The sequence below is a fragment of the Marinobacter sp. H13 genome (genome assembly GCF_059072335.1).
This window is the reverse complement of the sequence record NZ_JCACRU010000001.1, coordinates 3842795-3862545: the sequence shown is the minus strand read 5'-3', so window position 1 is coordinate 3862545 and position 19751 is coordinate 3842795. Positions and strand designations below refer to the sequence as shown.

Genomic DNA, 19751 nt, shown 5'->3' with positions numbered 1-19751 from the left:
CGCCAAGCCGCGGTTAGCGCTGACCCAGCATTTTCTCCTTCAGATCCTTCTGCGCCGGCTTATCGGACAGCCAGATTCCGAACAGGGCCTTTTTAAAGGCCAGATCGCCAACCGTGTCCTTTTGCTCGCCGTTCTTGAGGACCCGCACGCCTTCGCCCGGCAGGTACACCAGATCGAAAACGTCACCCTCGGTGATTTCTTCCTGGAAGACCGCCATAAACTGGTCCACATCCTCCTGGATAGATGCCATATCGCCGTCGGTGGAGGCCTCGAAACCTTCCAGGGTGGCTTCTGTCATGCGTTCGCTGGTAATCATGCCGGAGATAATGTGCAGAGTGATGGCCTGGGGCTCATCTGCGTTAATCACGGCCTCACCATCGTCGATGGTCTCGGGAACGTACAGACCGCCGACATACAGGTCCATGAACCATTTGGAACGGGTACCTGCGCCATTAAGCGTCAGTTCGGTATCCATGGCGGAATAGGTATCCGGAACATCAACACCTTCCACGGTGAGTGCTGCGGCTGGAGCAGACAGCAGGGCCGTCAGCGTCAGAGCCGCAAAACCGGTTGTAAGAGCCTTCTTCATAGTCCTTTCCTTTTCGATCGTTATTATTGACGTGTTTCATTCGTGCACCGGGTTTCGACACCCTTATCCCCGCCCGGTCACGGCATTCTATCAACGGCGCTGGCGGGCGGGACGCGCCCTGGTTCTCATTTGGGGCGATCCTGAAACACAAAAAAGCCGGCCAGGGATTCCCTGGCCGGCTTTGGATCGAAAGAAAAGAAAGACGTTACTTGAACAGCAGGTTTCCGGACAGGCCTTCCTTCTCCAGGATCTCACGAAGACGACGAAGCGCCTCGACCTGGATCTGTCTTACTCGCTCACGGGTCAGACCAATCTCCTGGCCGACTTCCTCCAGCGTGCTCACCGGGTAGCCCCGCAGACCAAAACGGCGTGACAGAACTTCCTGCTGCTTGTCGCTAAGCTGGTCAATCCACTTCTCCAGGCAGGAACACATATTGTTGTCCTGCAGGAGATCCGCCGGATCCGAAGCCCCTTCATCCGCTACGGTATCCAGAAGCGACTTTTCGCCACCGGCACCAATGGGAGTGTCCATGGAAGCGACGCGCTCATTGAGACCCAACATCCGCTTGACGTCGGCCACGGGCTTATCGACCATTCTGGCGATTTCCTCCGCCGAGGGCTCATGATCCAGTTTCTGGGTCAGTTCCCGCGCTGCACGGAGATACAGATTGAGTTCCTTGACCACATGAATCGGAAGACGGATGGTGCGGGTCTGGTTCATGATGGCCCGCTCAATGGTCTGGCGAATCCACCAGGTGGCGTAGGTGGAGAATCGGAAACCCCGCTCCGGATCAAACTTTTCCACCGCCCTGATCAGGCCAAGGTTGCCCTCTTCGATCAGGTCCAGCAGGGTCAGCCCGCGGTTCACGTAACGTCGTGCGATCTTCACCACAAGGCGAAGGTTGCTCTCGATCATCCGTTTGCGGCCGGACTCCTCTCCCTTGCGTGCCAGACGGGCAAAATAGACCTCTTCTTCCGGCGTAAGCAGGGGGGAAAAACCAATTTCGTTGAGATACAGCTGAGTGGCATCCAGCTGCTTTTGACTGGTGAAATAACGTCCCTGGGTGGGGATGTCCTCTTCTACTTCGGCCACTTCTTCGGTGGGCTCTTTTTCAACTTTCTCTTCTGCTAACAACTGATCCTCGGCATCGTCCATGTCCGATACACGATCAATGATGATGTCTTCTTGCTCTGCTGACATTTGTCTTGCCCCGCCTCTCAATAATCCTGGATGTTCGCCCGATACTTCTTGTTATTGCGGACGTCTTTGTCTTCACACTTTTTTCTTCAGGACATTTTGTTGGTCGGCCTGTCATGGCCTTTACCGTTCTTGTTTTTCTTGCGAACGCGGTGTTTTGTCAGTGCCAGGGTGTGCGATCAGGGCAGCCTGCTGACTGCGTCATTCATTAGCGCGGCGGCAGATAATGGACTGGGTCAACCGGATTGCCATTTTTACGAATCTCAAAATGCAACATGGGTCGTTCAGCGCCACTGCTACCGAGCTCTGCGATCACCTGCCCGGCTTTCACATCCTCCCCTTCCTGCACCAGAATCTTCCGGTTGTGAGCGTAAGCACTTAAATAGTGCTCGTTGTGATTCACGATAATCAGGTTGCCGTATCCAAGCAACCCGTTGCCGGCATAGACCACATTCCCGGTGGCCGCAGCTCTTACAGCATCCCCGGCTTGCCCGGCAATATCAATACCTTTATTGACTTTTCCGGATGTTGAATATCCAGCAATTACAGTGCCAACGTGAGGCCAGCGCCATTCAATCCGGGCCACGGTCTGGGTCTGGGAAGCGAGCGGCGCGCCCTTGTTCGCCGCTCTCGTCACCGCAGGTTTGGGTGCCGTGGCGGCTGTCTGTTTTGGAGGCGAAGCACGACTCGCCGTTCTCGGCGGTTGCGATCCAGACGGCTTTTTGGCAGCTGTAGTCTGACTGCCCGAGGTTACACTTCCGCGAAGATCCAGACGAATCACCTGACCCGCTTTGAGATTCCAGGGCGGACCAATGCCATTGGCGTCGCCAAGCTCGCGGTAGTCCCGACCATACCGCCAGGCTATGCTGTAAAGGGTTTCGCCGGGTTTGACGACGTGGCGGCCCCAATAGACCGGGGGATTGTAAATGTCATCCTGGTAGAGTGCCGGCGTGTTACAGCCGGAAAGTAGCAGCAGGGCCATGAGGGGCAGGAGTGCAAGGCGGCTGGCCAGCACCTTTTTCGCGGGGCGATCAGGCTCTGAGGCACCGGACGGGAACCGCGGGGACGCCGGTGAAACGGCATTGATGAGCCCACGCATGAATCTCACAGGAATAAAACTGACCCAGTTATGAAAAATCCGTATAACCGCTGTCGGTTGTCGAAGCAGTTTCTAAAGTTTTTATAGTAACTTGCTAATATATTGCACATTTTTCTCGCGAAGCCAAGTTACTAACCGACCTCCCTTGTTACCTCCAGAAACATCCGTTTTGTGCGTTAGGTAACACTCTTCGCACACAGTCGCCTCAAATCACCTCGATGGTGCGACCTCTCCATGCCGGGAACCGAGCCACTCCACCAGCAGAACGAGGGCAAAACCGGCCGCCGCCATGAGCAGGGCAAATAGCACCTGGGGATCCTGGCCGGCCTGCTCTGCAAAGGTAGAGGGCCAGATACTCGTCTCATTCAGGGGAACTTGTTCACCGGAGCTGTTGATACGCCAACTGAGAGTCTCCTTCCAGGGCCAAACCTTGTTGAGCGCTCCGATCATGAAGCCGGTGAGCAAGGCGAGCACGAGATCATGAAAATGGTGGAACGCCCAGGTGATCAGGCGGGCGATGGATAAAAGACCCACCACGCAACCTGCCATAAACAGAAGCAGAATGCCCGCGTCCAACGATTTGATCGCGGCGAGCACGGGCGCATACATACCAATAATCACCAGGATAAAGCTGCCCGAGATGCCAGGAAGAATCATGGCGCAGATGGCCAGCGCTCCGGCACCAAAGAACGCCAGAGTAGAAGGCGCGACTTCGCTGGCAGACAGGGTGGTTATCCACCACGCGATAACAATGCCGAACAACAGCGGAACCAGCAGTGCGGGCTTGTAGTGTCGCACCTGGCGCCCGACATGCCACACCGAAGCGACGATCAATCCAAAGAAAAAGCTCCAGATCAGGATCGGGTAGGCCACCAGCATATAGCTGATCCCAGATGCCAGGGTAGCAATACTGGTCAGGACGCCCGCCAGCAAGGCGACCAGAAAAGTTCCGTCACAGGCATGCCAGAACCGGCTGAACCGGCCGCGAATCAAGTCATGGAAAACTGCTCCCGGAACCGCGTTGATAGCTTCCAGGAGGCGGAAATAGATACCGGTGATGAAGGCAATGGTACCACCGGAAACCCCTGGAACAATATCAGCGGCACCCATGGCGATTCCCCGAAGAAACACGGCTGCAGGGTGGTGGCTGCGTGCAATATCGCTGTCCAGGTTTGGTTTACTTTCTGAAGAGTCGACCATGATTATCGGACAACCCCGCCCAGAAGCGGCACAAACCGGACCGGTTCCAGCTCCTTGTGATCAAAGCGATCTCCCCGCCGGGTTACCTGCACCAGCACCTGATTCTCCTCACCGACAGGGGCAATCAACACGCCACCGTCTGCCAGTTGGGCGAGCAATTCGGCTGGAACTTCAATGGGCGCTGCGGTCACGATAATACCGTCGAAAGGGCCACGTTCAGGCCAGCCCATGCCACCATCAGCATGTTTCAGGAACACGTTTCTGGCGTTCAGTTGTCGCAACCGGTCCCGGGCCCTGTCCTGAAGCGCCTTGATACGCTCGACGCTGTAGATTTCGGCGAACAGACGGGATAGCACAGAGGTCTGGTAACCGGACCCGGTGCCAAGCTCCAGGACCCGTGAGGGCCCGTGGGCAAGCATTAATTCAGTCATGCGGGCCACTATGTAGGGCTGTGACAAGGTTTGGCCGTAGCCAATCGGTAGCGATGTATCTTCGTAGGCCCTATGGGAAAGCGCCTCATCCAGGAAAATGTGCCGTGGCACCTCTCCCATAATCTCAAGTACCCGGTCCGACTCGATGCCGGCTTCCCTGAGGCGCTGAACCAGTCGCATCCGGGTGCGTCGGGAGGTCATCCCGATGCCTTCGAGCTGCGCTGTCATCCCCGCCCCTCCAGCGAAACCTCCAGGGTATCGACCCAATCCCGGAGCCGTGAGAGCGCCTCATGCCGGGTCATGTCGATGTGAACCGGGGTAACCGAGACATAACCTTCACGTACGGCATTGAAATCAGTGCCGGGACCGGCGTCACCGCCGACACCTGCCGCCCCGATCCAGTAACGCTCTTTGCCGCGAGGACAGGTCATCGGGACGGCACCCTCTGCCCGTTCCCGGTGGCCGAGGCGCGTCACCCGAATGCCAGCCAGTTCCTCCCAGGGAACATCCGGGACATTCACGTTGAGAATGGAGCGAGACCCCAGCACCAGGGGACGCTCGTTCTCGAGCAGCACCCGGACAACCCGGGCGGCGGTCTCGTAGTGAAAGTGGCCATCGTTGACAAGGGAGACGGCAATGGCGGGAAGTCCGAGGTGGCGACCCTCGGTTGCCGCAGCAACGGTACCGGAGTAGATAATGTCGTCGCCTAGGTTGGCGTGGGTGTTGATACCCGACACCACCCTGTCGAACGGCTCACGGAACAATCCGTTCACCGCCAGATGGACGCAGTCGGTCGGTGTTCCATCGACCGAACGAAAACCGTTGGGATGTTCCTCAACCGTCAGGGGGCGATTGAGCGTCAGGGCGTTACTGGCGCCGCTGTGATCCCGGTCAGGCGCCACGACCTCAAGCTCACCCAGTCCTTTTAAGCCATCAAACAGGGCTATAAGCCCCGGTGAATGAACGCCGTCATCATTCGACAACAGAATACGCACAGTGTTCTCCGCTAGCCTTGTTGTTCGTTGTGTCGGCCGAGGCTCATGTCCTCAAGCTCGAAAATATCACTCAAAATCGTTGTCGCGTACTGGCCGGGCGAAAGAAAAAACGCCAGCTCCAGACAGTCCTCAGCGACCCACTGCCAGGAGAGGCTCTCCGGTTTTACCGCCAATGGCCTTCGCTCCGGTTTCATCCGGGTGACCGAAAACAGGGCGGCCAACTCCGGGGTTTGCGCGACAATGCCTCGCTCGAAGGTTTCCAGGGGCCCGCAAGCGGTGGTGCCGCCGTCACCCCACAGTGGACCTGTCGCTCCTGCCTCGGCCCAGCTGCCATCGTCTACCCGAGCTGCCAGCACCTCATTGAACAGCCAGGAGCGCGCTGCCGAAAAATACAATACGTTTTTCGAGCCGTCGCTGCCAGCTCGCTTTTTGCCACCCCGGCCTTTTCCACCGGACCGGCCACGTCGGTTCAGGGTAGCGGGATCAAGATGCACCGCTCGGTCAAGGTTAGCGCCATCATTGCCAAACCGTTGGGGGCCAAAGTAGTTTGGAGCCCAAATATCGCCCAGACGCTCCAGCGCTCGGTCAATAACCTGGTGCTCACCGGAGACGGCCCTCAGGGTAATCGTGAAGCCATTACCCCTGTGCTCCCCGCGCCGCAATTTCCGCGCCTGCCGCGAAGCCGCCAGAACCGGCCAGCGTAGGCCAATCTCCCGGATCAGAGCGTTGTCCTGATCCTCGTTTCCGGGACGGTACAGACTGAACCACTGGCGGGTCACAGCATGCCTATCCTTGAGCCCACAGAAACCGACATCAAAGTGACGACACCCGGCGATCCTGGCCAATTCGCGGGCAACATACTCTGTGTTATCACCCACTTTCTCCAGTTTCAAACAAAGATGCTCGCCACTGCCTGCGATTACATCTCCGTCGACGGCCGGGCCGCTTTCCGGCAGCTCCAGCAATTCGTCGACAATGAAATCGCCCGGGGCGGTTTTCAGGCGGCCAGAGGCAATACGACTGCCGCCGGAGGTTGGCCAGTCAAGGCGCCAGTTGCTCAAGATTCCACCGGTTCAAGCAGGCAGATCGCCTGGCAGGCAATGCCTTCCCCGCGCCCGGTAAAACCCAGCTTTTCCGTGGTGGTGGCTTTCACGCTGACACGACTGGCCGGCACGCCCAGATCTTCGGCAATGTTCAAACGGATGGCATCGATATGGGGTGCCATCTTGGGGGCCTGGGCAATGATTGTGGTATCCACGTTAACGACGGAGAAGCCCTCGTCCCGGACCCGGTTCACAACCCGACGCAAAAGGTCCCTGCTGTCGGCCCCTGCCCACTCGTCACTGGTGTCCGGGAAGAAATGCCCGATGTCGCCAAGCGCGGCAGCGCCCAGCAATGCATCTGCCAACGCATGCAGCAGGACATCACCATCAGAATGGGCCTTGAGCCCGTGGGAATGCGGAATGCTTACGCCGCCAATAATCACAGAGTCGCCTTCGCAGAAGGCGTGGACATCGAAGCCCTGACCAATACGCATAATGTGCTCCGGAACACTCCGAAAGTTCAGAATTGGCTCAGAATGAAGCCTGCCAGTGCCAGATCGGCGGGCACGGTGATCTTGATATTGTCCGGCCGCCCTTCAACCAGCACCGGCATGTTACCGGAAAACTCCACCGCGGAGGACTCATCGGTCACCGGAAGGTCCCGGGCAAGAGCTGCCTCCAGAGAATCAACAAGAACACGATAGCGAAACATCTGGGGCGTCAGAGCCCGCCACAACCCCGTGCGATCAACGGTCTCAATCACTTCCGGGAGTTCAGCAGTACCGGCTTTCTTTAAAGTGTCGGCAACCGGCGAGGCAAGCAGCCCCCCAACCGGATGGCTGTAGAGCCGGTCAATCAGATTGGAAAGATCCCGGGTATCAAGGCAGGGCCTCGCCGCATCGTGCACCAGAACCCAGTCGTCATCTTTCACCTGTTCCGCCATGGCGTGCAGCGCCGACAACACCGAACCAGCTCTTTCGGAACCGCCGGTACAGGTCTGGATTCGGCTATCGCCGCTGGCTTCGGTATCCGGCCACCAATGGTCGGCCGGGTGCAAGGGCACCATGCAGCCGGAAAAAGGCGCGGAATCCATCAGTCGGGAAAGGGTGATGTCGAGAATGAAACGTTGGTCGATCCGAAGGTACTGTTTCGGTTGCTCAGCCTGCATGCGCTGGCCGATGCCGGCGGCAGGAACAATCAGCCAAAGTCTCGGAGCAGGCATAGACAATCAGTTTTCAACAACCAGGAAAAAGGTCTCGTCGTCTCTTATCAGGCCGAGGTTCATTCTGGCCCGCTCTTCAACGGCGCCCTGCTCGTTACGCAGATTCCTGACTTCGGCATAAAGACGTTCATTGCGGGTAGCCAGCTCGGCATTTTCTTCACGTTGCTCGGCGATGGACTGCTCGAGTGCCCATACCTGCGCAAAGCTGCCCTCCCCGACCCACAGGCGCACCTGCAGCAGGAGAATCACAACCACCATTATGGTCCAGAGCAACTTCATTGCCGATTCCGTTCAAAATTCAATCAATCAAAATACCAACGCCGGACGTTGAGTATAGACCTTAGAGTAGATTAGCAACAAATTCTTCTAACTGCCTGTACAAAAAGGCCATCATGTCCGGAATTTCGCCCAGAACACGATGGCCTTAACAGTTTTTCGCCAATTACCGGCCAGACACTCTGCCAGAACCGGTGGGATCAGTCGATCAGCCCTGCCCTTTGATTTCGCTCAGGCCGCGGTAAGGCGCCTTACCATCCAGCGCTTCTTCGATGCGCAGCAGCTGGTTGTACTTGGCAACACGATCCGAACGGCACAGGGAACCGGTCTTGATCTGGCCGGCGCAGGTCGCCACCGCCAGATCGGCAATGGTGGTGTCCTCGGTTTCACCGGAACGATGTGAAATCACGGCAGTGAAACCGGCATCCTGGGCCATCTTGATGGCATCGAGGGTTTCGCTCAGGCTGCCGATCTGGTTGAACTTGATCAGGATGGAGTTACCCACACCCTTCTCGATACCCTGCTTGAGGATCTTGGTGTTGGTAACGAACAGGTCGTCGCCCACCAGCTGAACCTTGCTACCGAGCTTGTCGGTCAGCACTTTCCAGCCATCCCAGTCGCTCTCATCCATACCGTCTTCGATGGAGACAATCGGGTAACGCTCGCACAAACCCGCCAGGTAGTCGGCAAAGCCTTCGGAATCGAAGCTCTTGCCTTCACCGGACAGCTGGTACTGGCCATCTTTGTAGAATTCGGAAGACGCACAGTCCAGGGCCAGCGTCACATCGGTACCCAGCTTGTAACCGGCCTTCTCGACCGCTTCTTGAATCACTGCCAGTGCGGCTTCGTTGGAGGGCAGGTTGGGAGCAAAACCGCCCTCGTCACCCACCGCCGTGTTCAGGCCCTGGGCCTTCAGCACTTTCTTCAGGCTGTGAAAAATCTCCGCGCCAACACGAAGGGCTTCAGAGAAGCTCTTGGCGGAAACCGGCTGAACCATGAACTCCTGGATATCAACGTTGTTATCCGCGTGCTCGCCACCGTTCAGGATGTTCATCATCGGCACCGGCATGGAAAACTCGCCGGAGGTACCGTTGATGTCTGCAATGTGCGCATACAGCGGCTTGCCCAGGGAGATAGCTGCAGCCTTGGCCGCCGCCAGGGAAACCGCCAGAATTGCGTTGGCGCCCAGGTTGGCCTTGTTCTCGGTACCGTCGAGGTCCAGCATGATCTGATCCAGAGCACGCTGATCAGCTGCATCTTTGCCTACCAGTGCATCACGGATCTTGCTGTTCACGGCTTCCACAGCCTTCAGAACACCTTTGCCAAGGTAGCGGGAGGCGTCACCGTCACGCAGTTCCAGCGCTTCGCGGGAACCGGTAGACGCACCTGACGGCGCACAAGCACTGCCCACCGTTCCGTCTTCGAGGATAACGTCTGCTTCGACAGTCGGGTTACCGCGGGAATCCAGAACCTCACGGCCCTTGATGTTGGCAATCTTGGTCATTCTTCTCTGTCTCCAAGTTCATGTTCAAATTTGGGAGTCAGAGCGAGAGGGAACGGCCCTCTACATTTTCGCAGGGCCGTTCCCGCTCGCTCCCATAGTCCGCGTAAAACGCCAACACCGCCAATCAGGCGGTGTCGATAGGTTTAAAACTCTTTACCAGGTCATCCACAGCTTTCACCCGCTGCAGGAAGGGCTCCAACTGACTGAGCCGCAAAGCGCAGGGGCCATCGCATTTGGCCTTGTCCGGGTCCGGATGGGCTTCCAGGAACAGGCCGGCCAGGCCCTGGGACATACCTGCCAGAGCCAGATCCGTCACCTGGGCCCTGCGGCCGCCGGCGGAATCGGCTCGTCCGCCCGGCATCTGCAGGGAGTGGGTCACGTCGAACATCACCGGCACGTTCATGGCCTTCATGATGCCAAAGCCCAGCATGTCGACAACCAGGTTGTTGTAACCGAAGCTGCTGCCCCGCTCACACAGGATCACCTTGTCGTTGCCGGCTTCCTCGCACTTGGTGATGATGTGCTTCATTTCCTGGGGAGCCAGGAACTGGGCCTTCTTGATGTTGATCACCGCACCGGTTTTCGCCATGGCGACCACCAGGTCCGTCTGGCGGCTCAGGAAAGCCGGCAGCTGGATGATGTCGCATACCTGCGCTGTGGGAGCGGCCTGGGCCGGCTCGTGGACGTCCGAAATAATGGGAACACCAAACTTGCTTTTGATGTCCGCCAGCATCTGAAGACCTTTCTCCAGGCCGGGGCCGCGGAAGGAATTCACCGACGAGCGGTTGGCCTTATCAAAAGACGCCTTGAAAACGTAGGGGATACCGAGATTGCCGGTGGCTTCAACATAAGCCTCGGCCACTTCCATGGCCAGTTCCGGCGACTCGAGGACGTTCATGCCACCAAAGAGCACAAATGGCTTGTGGTTGGCGACGTCGATTCCCGAAACGTTTACGGTGCTCTGCGCCATACTCAGGATTCCTTCTTGCAGGCCAGTGCTGCCTCAACAAAGCCTTTGAACAACGGGTGGCCGTCCCTGGGCGTGGAAGTAAATTCCGGATGGAACTGACAGGCGACAAACCAGGGATGATCCGGCGCTTCAACCACTTCGACCAGACGACCATCGGTCGAACGACCTGAGATCTGAAGACCGGCCTCTTCCAACTTTGGCAGGAAGTGGTTGTTGACCTCGTAACGATGGCGATGACGCTCGCGAATGGTTTTCTTGCCATAGCAGTTGGCAATGGTGGAACCTTCGGTAAGCACGCAATCCTGGGCGCCGAGACGCATGGTCCCGCCAAGATCAGATTCTTCCGTACGCTCTTCGCGCTCTCCGGTGGAATCCAGCCATTCGGTGATCAGGCCCACCACCGGCTCCGGCGTGTGCTCGCGGAATTCTGTGCTATGAGCGTCGGTCAGGCCGGCCACGTTCCGCGCGTATTCAATTACAGCAACCTGCATACCCAGGCAGATGCCAAGGTAAGGCACCTTGTTCTCACGGGCATACTGAACCGTGCGGATCTTGCCTTCCACGCCGCGCTCACCGAAACCGCCCGGCACCAGAATCGCGTCGGCATTGGCCAGCGCACCGGTGCCATCACGCTCGATGTCTTCGGAATCGATGTAGTTGATATTGACCTTGGTGCGGGTCTTGATGCCGGCGTGCAGCAGGGATTCGATCAGCGACTTGTACGCGTCGAGAAGCTCCATGTACTTGCCAACCATGGCAATGGTCACTTCCTGCTCGGGATTCATCAGTGATTCAACAACGTTGTCCCACTCACTGAGGTCCGCAGGACGTGCATCCAGGCCGAATCGTTCGATAACGAGCTGATCCAGGCCATGCTCATAGAGCATGCGAGGAATGGCGTAAATGGATTTGGCATCCTGGAGAGGAATAACGGCCCGCTCTTCGACGTTGGTGAACAGGGCAATCTTGCGACGTGAACTGGCGTCCACCTCGTGCTCGGAGCGGCACAGCAGGATATCCGGCTGCAGGCCGATAGAGCGCATTTCCTTGACCGAGTGCTGGGTGGGCTTGGTCTTGATCTCACCCGCAGTGGCAATGTACGGAACCAGGGTCAGGTGCATGAAAAGTGCACGCTGGGGACCGACTTCAACCTTCAGTTGGCGGCAGGCTTCTAGGAACGGCAGGGATTCAATATCGCCTACCGTGCCACCAATCTCGATCAGCGCTACGTCGGCGCCAGCAGCACCTTCAACGACCCGGCGCTTGATCTCGTCAGTGATGTGGGGGATTACCTGCACAGTTCCCCCCAGGTAGTCGCCACGGCGCTCCTTGCGGATTACTTCCTCGTACACCCGACCGGTGGTGAAGTTGTTGCGCTTGCTCATCGGGGAGCGGATGAAGCGCTCGTAGTGGCCCAGATCGAGGTCTGTTTCCGCGCCATCCTCGGTGACAAAAACCTCACCGTGCTGGAACGGGCTCATGGTGCCGGGGTCCACGTTGATGTACGGGTCCAGCTTGAGAATAGTGACCTTCAGGCCGCGTGCCTCGAGGATCGCAGCCAGAGAGGCTGATGCGATACCTTTCCCCAAGGAGGACACGACACCGCCGGTGACGAAAATATAACGCGTCATGCAGATTCCGTGATTGTCTGGTTCGGTGAAGGAGGGAGATTGTCATCTCAAGATGGGACGCCAGACTACCAGAAAGGCCCCATTGACTCAATCACATTCCCGCTCTATGACCAGCCGCCAACCGGCGGCATGGGCGCCTCCCGAGTATTGTTCAGAACACCATAAATCGCCAATGGCAATGAGCTCTGCTGCGCCCTCTGAACCCGCGAAAACCAGCGGCAGACGGGCCCTTTCCCAGGGTGGAACGCCGACTTCCTGCAGCCATTTCTTGAGCGAACGGGACGGCCCATCGGGACGGAAACGGACCCGCTCGCCACCCTGCCTCGTAAATATCCGTATTGGCGGCAACGACTGTTCCGGGGTAACGACAGATTCCAACCTGAGGGACCACTCTCCCCACGCCACGCCCTCCCCCGGCTCGAGATCGACCGGAGCGTCCGGTAAAGGGCCGCGGTCGGGAACCAGGCAAAGATCACCCTGGAAACGTCGCAGACTGAAACCGTCGGACCGGAACTCCGGCTCCCGATCCTCTGCGGCAAACAGCAGGTCCCGAATGACCTGCTGCCAGTCACCAGGGGTGGGCGCATGAAACCCGCGTTCCCGTGCCCACCAACGGACCAGATTCTTCTGCTCCGCCAGAGGCAGTGTTTTCAGGCCATCAACGGGGAGACGGTCCCGGTCGCCGCCGATTGCCTGCCACTGCAAAGCGGCCAGTTTGCGGTTCAGCGCTTCGCTCTCGCCACAGGATTCCGCCGTGTGCCGCAGCCTGCGATTCAACCCCGGCCAGCGATCCCGCAAGAGCGGCAACACAGTGTGACGGAGGAAATTCCGGTCAAATCGCTGGTCGGTATTGCTGGGGTCATCAACCCATGACAGGCCAGCGACCCTGGCCCAGCGCTCGAGTTCGGCCCTCTCAAACGCGAGCAGGGGCCGGACGAGGGTCGCGGCGCCCAGCTCACGACTGGCCGGCATGCCCGCCAGCCCGGCCAAACCGCTGCCCCTGAGCATCCGGAACAGAACGGTTTCCGCCTGGTCATCCCCATGGTGAGCCATCAAGACCAGGTCGCCCTTCCCGACCAGCGCCTCGAGGGCGGCATAGCGAGCCTTGCGGGCAGCTTCCTCTATACCCGCACCCGAGCTACGACCACCATCGACGGTTACCCGCTCAACCACAAGCGGCACGCCAAGTCGCTCACATTCACCGCGACAAAACGACTCGGTATCCGATGCATTGGGTTGAAGCTGATGATTGATATGGATCGCCCGGACAGCGCCGGAACAGCCATGGCAGTGGGCTGCCAGGTGCAATAACAGGGTGGAATCGAGGCCACCGCTCAGGGCGACCCAAAGACGGGCGTGATCGGGGAGTTCTCTGACCGGGGCACACAGGGCCTCCGGCCAGTGGAATCCGGAACCGGGCTCAGCGCCCGGTGTCATAGCGGGTCAGCCGCTCGTAGCGGCGGGATACCAGCTCATCCAGTGGCAGGCGGCTGAGCTCAGCGACGCCTTTCGCCAGAACCTCTTTGAGGGATTCCGACATTTTTTCAGGGTTGCGGTGAGCACCGCCGAGGGGCTCGGTTACCACGTTATCCGCCAGCCCCAGATCTTTAAGCCGGTCAGCCGTAACACCCATGGCCTCCGCCGCCTGGGCAGCGTATTCGGCACTTTTCCAGAGGATCGACGCACAGCCCTCTGGGGAAATCACCGCGTAGGTGGAATACTGCAGCATGTTCAACTGGTCACAGACACCGATGGCCAGCGCGCCACCGGAACCGCCCTCACCGATCACCGTGGAGATAATGGGTGTCTTGAGGCGGGACATCACGGCCAGGTTGAAGGCAATGGCCTCACTCTGCCCACGCTCTTCCGCACCAATGCCGGGATAGGCACCCGGCGTGTCGATGAACGTGAGAATGGGCATCTTGAACCGCTCGGCCATTTCCATCAGGCGCAGGGCCTTGCGATAGCCCTCAGGGCGCGGCATACCAAAGTTGCGCTTTACCTTGTCCCGCACTTCCCGGCCCTTCTGGTGACCAATCACCATTACCGGCTTGTCGTCCAGCCGGGCAGTACCCCCTACGATCGCCAGGTCGTCTGCATAACGGCGATCGCCGTGCAGTTCATCGAAATCCTCAAACATGGATTCGATGTAGTCCAGGGTGTAGGGCCTGCGGGGATGGCGAGCCAGTCGGGCAACGTCCCAGGGTTTGAGATCGGAGAAAATGCTCTCTGTGAGGCTGACGCTCTTTTTCTTCAGCCGGGTGATCTCGTCGGTGATATTGATGTCGGTGTCATTGCCAACCATCCGAAGCTCTTCAATCTTGGCTTCCAGGTCGGCGATTGGCTGTTCGAAATCCAGATAGTTAGGGTTCATGATGTTCCATCATTTTTTGCCAGGCGGGAAAATGCTCCGCCAAACCAGAATTTACACAAAGATAGCAGCGCCCGGTCAGTGGCTAAAGCGGACATTGGTATGAGTCCGCTATCTGACAAACTTTTAATTTTCAGCTTACTCAATCATAGACCAGTTCTACCGACTGGTCGCCTACGAGGTAACGGAGCTCCAGTAGCAGGTTGTCATCCGGCTGCACCCGCCAGGATTCACCCAGCTCGATCCGGGTGGACGCCTCGGGGCTGCTGTACTCAATCCAGACCGGACTGCCATCACAGCGGAAGGGTCTAAGGGTGGTGTCCAATTTCTCCAGCAGGCCGTTTTGTAGCTGATCGGCACGCAGGTTCAGCTTCAGTCCGCGGCTGAACTGCTGGCGAGCGCTCGCCACATCCATAACCGTGCTCACCCGCATCTTCATCTGGCCGGAATAGTCGTCGTGGCTGACTTGCCCCTCCACCACGATCACCTGGTCCGACTGCAACAGTTCCCGATTTTCAAAGAAAGCTTCCGAGAATAAGGTCGCCTCGATCCGCGCGCTCCGGTCGTCCAGGGTAATGAAACACATGGTGGAGCCGGTGCGGGTTTTCATGGTGCGCTGGGCAACCACTAACCCGGCGACGCGCTGGGGTGACTTGTTCGGCTTCAGATCGGCGATGGAGGACCGGACAAACCGCCGAACCTCTTTCTCGTATTCATCGAACGGGTGGCCGGTGAGGTAAAGCCCCAGGGTATCTTTCTCGCCTTTCAGCCGCTGTTTTTCGGGCCACTCGCGCATACCGGCCACGTCCTCGTAGGGATCGCCACCGTCGCCCGCCTCGAGCATTTCACCGAACATATCCATCATACCGACGGATTCGTTACGGGATTGCTGACCGGCCTGCTGCACGGCCTTATCGATGCTGGCCATCAACTGAGCCCGGCTGGCGCCAAGCTTGTCCATGGCGCCGCACCGGATCAGCGCTTCCATGGCGCGCTTGTTGACCTTTTTCAGGTCAATGCGTCGGCAAAAATCGAAAATATCCTGATAGGGCTCGCCATCGCCACGACCTTCCACGATGCTCTGAATCGGGCCCTCGCCCAGGCCTTTGATAGCACCGAGGCCATACACAATCTGGCCTTCGTCGTTGACGGTAAAGGTGTATTCCGAACGGCTGACGTCTGGCACCAGAAGATCCAGTTTCATGTTCCGGCACTCTTCTACCAGCGTGACCACCTTGTCGGTGTTCTGCATATCGGCAGTCAGTACCGCGGCCATGAATTCTGCCGGGTAATGGGCTTTCAGCCAGAGTGTCTGGTAGGACACCAGTGCATAGGCGGCGGAGTGGGATTTGTTGAAGCCGTAGCCGGCAAACTTCTCTACCAGGTCAAAGATGTTTTCGGCCAGGGTCGTGTTGATCCCGTTCTGCTCACAGCCATCCAGGAAAAACTGCTTCTGCTTGGCCATTTCCTCGGGCTTTTTCTTACCCATGGCGCGCCGCAGCATGTCCGCATTACCAAGGGTATAACCGGCCATCACCTGGGCGATCTGCATGACCTGCTCCTGGTACAGGATAACCCCGTAGGTGGGCTCCAGAACCGGCTTCAGGCCTTCATACTGGTAATCCGGATGCGGGAAGGACATGGGTTGGCGGCCGTGCTTACGGTCGATAAAGTCGTCCACCATGCCCGATTGCAGCGGCCCCGGCCGGAACAGGGCCACGAGGGCGATCATGTCTTCCAGTGAGTCTGGCTGCAGACGGCGAATCAGGTCCTTCATGCCCCGGGATTCCAGCTGAAACACCGCCGTGGTTTCCGCTTTCTTGAGCATGTCGAACGAGGGCACGTCATCCAGCGGAATCTCGTTGATGTCGAGCGGCTGCATGCCCTTCTTTTCCCGGCGTGGATTGATCATGTTCAGCGCCCACTTGATGATCGTGAGCGTCCGCAGGCCCAGGAAGTCGAACTTCACCAGCCCGGCGTCTTCCACGTCGCCCTTGTCGAACTGGGTCACCAGGCTTCCGCCCTCGTCGTCGCAGTACAGGGGCGAAAAATCGGTGATCTTGGTGGGCGCGATCACCACGCCGCCGGCGTGTTTACCGGCGTTCCGGCAAACTCCCTCAAGCTTCAGGGCCATTTCCCATATTTCCTGGGCTTCCTCGTCGTTCTCGAGAAATTCGACCAGCTGTGGTTCCTGCTCCAGAGCCTTTTCCAGGGTCATGCCCGGCTCGAAGGGAATCATCTTGGAGAGTTTGTCAGCCAGACCGTAGGATTTGCCCTGAACCCGGGCAACGTCCCGCACAACCGCCTTCGCCGCCATGGTGCCGAAGGTAATGATCTGCGACACCGCCTCTCGCCCGTACTTCTGGGCGGTGTACTCGATTACCCTGTCCCGGCCTTCCATGCAGAAGTCGACGTCAAAGTCGGGCATGGAGACCCGTTCCGGGTTCAGGAAACGCTCGAACAGCAAGTCATACTCTAGTGGATCCAGGTCAGTAATCAGCTGGGCGTAGGCCACCAGCGAGCCGGCACCGGAACCCCGGCCTGGCCCCACGGGCACACCGTTGTTCTTGGCCCACTTGATGAAGTCCATCACGATCAGGAAGTAGCCCGGGAACCCCATCTGGATGATGATATCCAGCTCGAAGTTCAGGCGCTTGTAGTAGGCCTCGCGTTTGGCATCGTATTCCGGATCGTCCTTGCTGAGGGTCTTGGCCAGCCGCTCTTCCAGCCCCTCCTCGGAGACCTTCCGGAAATAGTCGTCCATGGTCATGCCATCGGGAATCGGGTAATTGGGCAGGAAATACTCACCCATCCGAACCTTCACCGAGCAGCGCCGGGCAATCTCCACGGTGTTCTCGATTGCTTCTGGAATGTCGCTGAACAGCTCGATCATCTCATCGGCGCTGCGCAGGTACTGCTGGTCACTGAAGCGGCGATCACGGCGCGGATCATCCAGGGTACGACTCTCACCGATACAGACCCTGGCCTCGTGAGCCTCAAAGTCTTCCGCCTCCAGGAAGTGCACATCGTTAGTGGCAACCACCGGAAGGCCAAGAGCACCGGCCAGCTCAACACTCAGGTGCAGGCAGTCTTCGTCTCCTGGACGACCGGTGCGCTGTAACTCGAGGTAGTAGCTATCCGGGTACAAATCCATCCAGTAACGGGCGCGCTCGCGGGCCAATTCCGTTTTGCCCGCCATCAAAGCCTTGCCCACATCGCCCATTCTCGAACCAGAGAGCGCAATCAAACCGTTCGGCCGAGCCTCAAGCCATTTGCGCTGGATGATCGGCTTGCCAAACCGCTGCCCCTCGGTATACCCCAGGGAAATGATTTCGGTGAGGTTGAGATAACCGTCGTTATCTCGCGCCAACAGCGTGATGCGGAACGGATTCTCGGGCTCGTCGGGATTTTCCAGCCACAGATCGGCGCCAATGATGGGTTTGACGCCCGCGCCCATGGCCGCCTTGTAAAAGCGAACCAGCGAGCACATGTTGGATTGCTCGGTAAGGCCAACAGCCGGCATGCCCAGCTCGGCAACGCGCTTTATCAGCGGTTTAACCCTGACCAGGCCATCCACCATGGAGTATTCGGAATGGACGCGGAGGTGTACAAAAGTCTGCGACATAACGTCAGGTTATTCCTGCTGTGTAATTCAGTTGGGGCGGCCGGCTCAACCGCCGATCACGGCCCGGAGTTCTTCTTCGGTCTGGGGTCCAAAACGGGTCTCGACCAGATCGCCGCCCGGATTAACCAGAAAAGTGGCAGGCAGCGCGACCGGTAACTTCCAGCCGAACCCCGGCCCTGGATCGTCCGCCAGCATGGTAAATTCAATCCCCATACGCTCGCCCAGTTCGACCAATGCGTCGCCCCGCACCCCATCAAAATTGACGGCTAGTACGGTAATGTCGGGCGCCTTGTCCAGCTCATTGAGCTCGGGAATTTCTTCGAGGCACGGTTTGCACCATTCCGCCCAGTAGTTAACCAACACCCACTGGCCGCGCAAGGTGTCCCAGTTCAGTTTTGTGCCTTCTGCCCGCTCAAGCTCGATTTTCTGGCAGCCGGACATCGCCAGAATGAGCAGCGCCACGGCCAGAACATGCAGGCCGGAACGCCTACGGACAGAATCAGGGTACTGCACTGGAAAACCTCCTGTTAGACTACCGGCCACAGAAATCGTGGACTCCATTCAGACAATCAGGCACGAAGATGACAGAACCCACCCGGATTTTCCACAACCCTCGCTGCTCGAAATCCCGCCAAACCCTTGAACTGCTTACCGAACGGGGAATTGAGCCAGAGATTATACGCTACCTGGAAACACCACCGACAGAGCAGGAGCTCAAGGATATCCTGAACGCACTGGATCTTCGCCCCCGCGAACTGATGCGCACGAAAGAAAAAGAGTATAAAGAACAGGGCCTGAACAGCCCCGACCTGAGCGACGAACAACTCATCGCCGCGATGGTAGCAACACCGAAACTGATTGAACGACCGATTGTGACCGCCAACGGCAAAGCAGCACTTGGCCGGCCACCGGAAAACGTTCTCTCGATCCTGTAACGCCCAACAATCTCCTCCAGCCAGATCAGAAGGATCTCTGAAGATGTCCGATCAATTGCCCTATGTTCTCGTGCTATTTTACAGCCGCACAGGCCAGACTGCGGAGCTGGCCAGCCAGATTGGTCGTGGCGTGGCCCGGGTAACAGGCATTGAAGCGAGGTTGCGGGCGGTACCGCCGGTTTCACCGGACACGGAAGCGTCCCTGCCCGCAGTTCCGGACTCTGGAGCGCCTTACGCCAGCAAATCCGATCTCGCAAATTGCGCCGGTCTGGCCATCGGCAGCCCCACCCGCTTTGGCAACATGGCAGCGCCCCTGAAGCATTTCCTCGACACGACCGGCGACCTCTGGCTGAGCGGAACCCTGGAAGGCAAACCGGCGGGCGCGTTTACCTCTACCGGCAGCCTCCATGGCGGGCAGGAAACGACTCTCATGACCATGATGATGCCGCTGCTGCATCATGGCATGGTGGTCTGTGGTCTCCCCTACTCGGAGAAGAGTCTCGGCGAAACGGACACCGGTGGCACACCCTACGGCCCTACCCACTGGGCCGGAACCGGCGAACAGCAACCCCTGAGCACGCATGAGAAAGCCCTGTGCCAGGCCTTCGGCGAACGTCTGGCGCGACTGGCGCTGAAACTCGCTGACTGATACGCGACCGGGC

At 58.4% G+C, this 19751-nt stretch carries 19 protein-coding genes; 2 read left to right on the top strand and 17 right to left on the bottom strand.

What is annotated here, in order from left to right; all coding sequences use genetic code 11:
• Nucleotides 1-13: 13 nt before the first annotated feature.
• The 17 genes from AC5JQH_RS17980 to AC5JQH_RS17900 form a co-directional block, all read right to left on the bottom strand.
• Complete coding sequence (locus AC5JQH_RS17980; protein ID WP_104271449.1) at nucleotides 14-589, bottom strand: chalcone isomerase family protein; 576 nt, start codon at nucleotides 587-589, stop codon at nucleotides 14-16.
• Nucleotides 590-794: 205 nt separating this feature from the next.
• A complete protein-coding gene (gene rpoS / locus AC5JQH_RS17975) occupies nucleotides 795-1790 on the bottom strand; it encodes an RNA polymerase sigma factor RpoS (RefSeq protein WP_008172872.1) in 996 nt (331 codons plus the stop codon).
• A 205-nt stretch (nucleotides 1791-1995) separates the two neighbouring features.
• On the bottom strand, nucleotides 1996-2886 hold the full coding sequence (locus AC5JQH_RS17970) for a peptidoglycan DD-metalloendopeptidase family protein (RefSeq protein WP_008172873.1): 891 nt from the start codon (nucleotides 2884-2886) through the stop codon (nucleotides 1996-1998).
• Nucleotides 2887-3096: 210 nt separating this feature from the next.
• Nucleotides 3097-4086 carry a polyprenyl-phosphate transporter gene (locus AC5JQH_RS17965; RefSeq protein WP_062784895.1) on the bottom strand — a complete coding sequence of 330 codons (990 nt, stop codon included), beginning with the start codon at nucleotides 4084-4086 and terminating at the stop codon, nucleotides 3097-3099.
• 2 nt (nucleotides 4087-4088) lie between these two features.
• Nucleotides 4089-4745: a protein-L-isoaspartate(D-aspartate) O-methyltransferase gene (locus tag AC5JQH_RS17960; RefSeq protein ID WP_014576717.1), complete on the bottom strand. Its 657-nt coding sequence runs from the start codon at nucleotides 4743-4745 to the stop codon at nucleotides 4089-4091.
• Nucleotides 4742-5512, bottom strand: coding sequence for a 5'/3'-nucleotidase SurE (gene surE / locus AC5JQH_RS17955; RefSeq protein WP_482931017.1), 771 nt, complete (start codon nucleotides 5510-5512; stop codon nucleotides 4742-4744). Before surE ends, AC5JQH_RS17960 begins: the two co-directional genes overlap by 4 nt.
• 11 nt (nucleotides 5513-5523) lie before the next feature.
• Nucleotides 5524-6573 (bottom strand): tRNA pseudouridine(13) synthase TruD, encoded by a 1050-nt coding sequence (gene truD / locus AC5JQH_RS17950; protein WP_493805805.1) that lies wholly within the window; start codon nucleotides 6571-6573, stop codon nucleotides 5524-5526.
• Complete coding sequence (gene ispF / locus AC5JQH_RS17945) at nucleotides 6570-7049, bottom strand: 2-C-methyl-D-erythritol 2,4-cyclodiphosphate synthase (RefSeq protein ID WP_008172883.1); 480 nt, start codon at nucleotides 7047-7049, stop codon at nucleotides 6570-6572. The genes truD and ispF overlap by 4 nt, the downstream gene beginning before the upstream one ends.
• A gap of 26 nt (nucleotides 7050-7075) precedes the next feature.
• Nucleotides 7076-7777, bottom strand: coding sequence for a 2-C-methyl-D-erythritol 4-phosphate cytidylyltransferase (ispD, locus tag AC5JQH_RS17940; protein WP_483112255.1), 702 nt, complete (start codon nucleotides 7775-7777; stop codon nucleotides 7076-7078).
• Between the two features lie 6 nt (nucleotides 7778-7783).
• Complete coding sequence (locus tag AC5JQH_RS17935; RefSeq protein WP_062784903.1) at nucleotides 7784-8056, bottom strand: septum formation initiator family protein; 273 nt, start codon at nucleotides 8054-8056, stop codon at nucleotides 7784-7786.
• Nucleotides 8057-8261: 205 nt separating this feature from the next.
• Entirely contained in the window at nucleotides 8262-9557 is a 1296-nt protein-coding gene (eno, locus tag AC5JQH_RS17930) for a phosphopyruvate hydratase (RefSeq protein ID WP_493805804.1), read from the bottom strand.
• 124 nt (nucleotides 9558-9681) lie between these two features.
• On the bottom strand, nucleotides 9682-10527 hold the full coding sequence (kdsA, locus tag AC5JQH_RS17925) for a 3-deoxy-8-phosphooctulonate synthase (protein ID WP_493805803.1): 846 nt from the start codon (nucleotides 10525-10527) through the stop codon (nucleotides 9682-9684).
• 2 nt (nucleotides 10528-10529) lie between these two features.
• Entirely contained in the window at nucleotides 10530-12158 is a 1629-nt protein-coding gene (gene pyrG / locus AC5JQH_RS17920; RefSeq protein WP_491713575.1) for a CTP synthase, read from the bottom strand.
• 87 nt (nucleotides 12159-12245) lie between these two features.
• Nucleotides 12246-13595 carry a tRNA lysidine(34) synthetase TilS gene (gene tilS / locus AC5JQH_RS17915; RefSeq protein WP_053114906.1) on the bottom strand — a complete coding sequence of 450 codons (1350 nt, stop codon included), beginning with the start codon at nucleotides 13593-13595 and terminating at the stop codon, nucleotides 12246-12248.
• Nucleotides 13579-14532 (bottom strand): acetyl-CoA carboxylase carboxyl transferase subunit alpha, encoded by a 954-nt coding sequence (gene accA / locus AC5JQH_RS17910; protein ID WP_008172897.1) that lies wholly within the window; start codon nucleotides 14530-14532, stop codon nucleotides 13579-13581. Before accA ends, tilS begins: the two co-directional genes overlap by 17 nt.
• A 139-nt stretch (nucleotides 14533-14671) precedes the next feature.
• Nucleotides 14672-18154, bottom strand: a complete 3483-nt coding sequence (dnaE, locus tag AC5JQH_RS17905) for a DNA polymerase III subunit alpha (RefSeq protein ID WP_493791729.1) — start codon at nucleotides 18152-18154, stop codon at nucleotides 14672-14674.
• Between the two features lie 45 nt (nucleotides 18155-18199).
• A complete protein-coding gene (locus AC5JQH_RS17900) occupies nucleotides 18200-18667 on the bottom strand; it encodes a TlpA family protein disulfide reductase (protein ID WP_008172901.1) in 468 nt (155 codons plus the stop codon).
• A 68-nt stretch (nucleotides 18668-18735) separates the two neighbouring features.
• Between AC5JQH_RS17900 and arsC the strand changes: the two genes are divergently transcribed.
• On the top strand, nucleotides 18736-19089 hold the full coding sequence (gene arsC, locus AC5JQH_RS17895; protein WP_008172904.1) for an arsenate reductase (glutaredoxin): 354 nt from the start codon (nucleotides 18736-18738) through the stop codon (nucleotides 19087-19089).
• Nucleotides 19090-19132: 43 nt separating this feature from the next.
• On the top strand, nucleotides 19133-19738 hold the full coding sequence (gene wrbA / locus AC5JQH_RS17890; protein WP_273073007.1) for an NAD(P)H:quinone oxidoreductase: 606 nt from the start codon (nucleotides 19133-19135) through the stop codon (nucleotides 19736-19738).
• Nucleotides 19739-19751 lie beyond the last annotated feature (13 nt).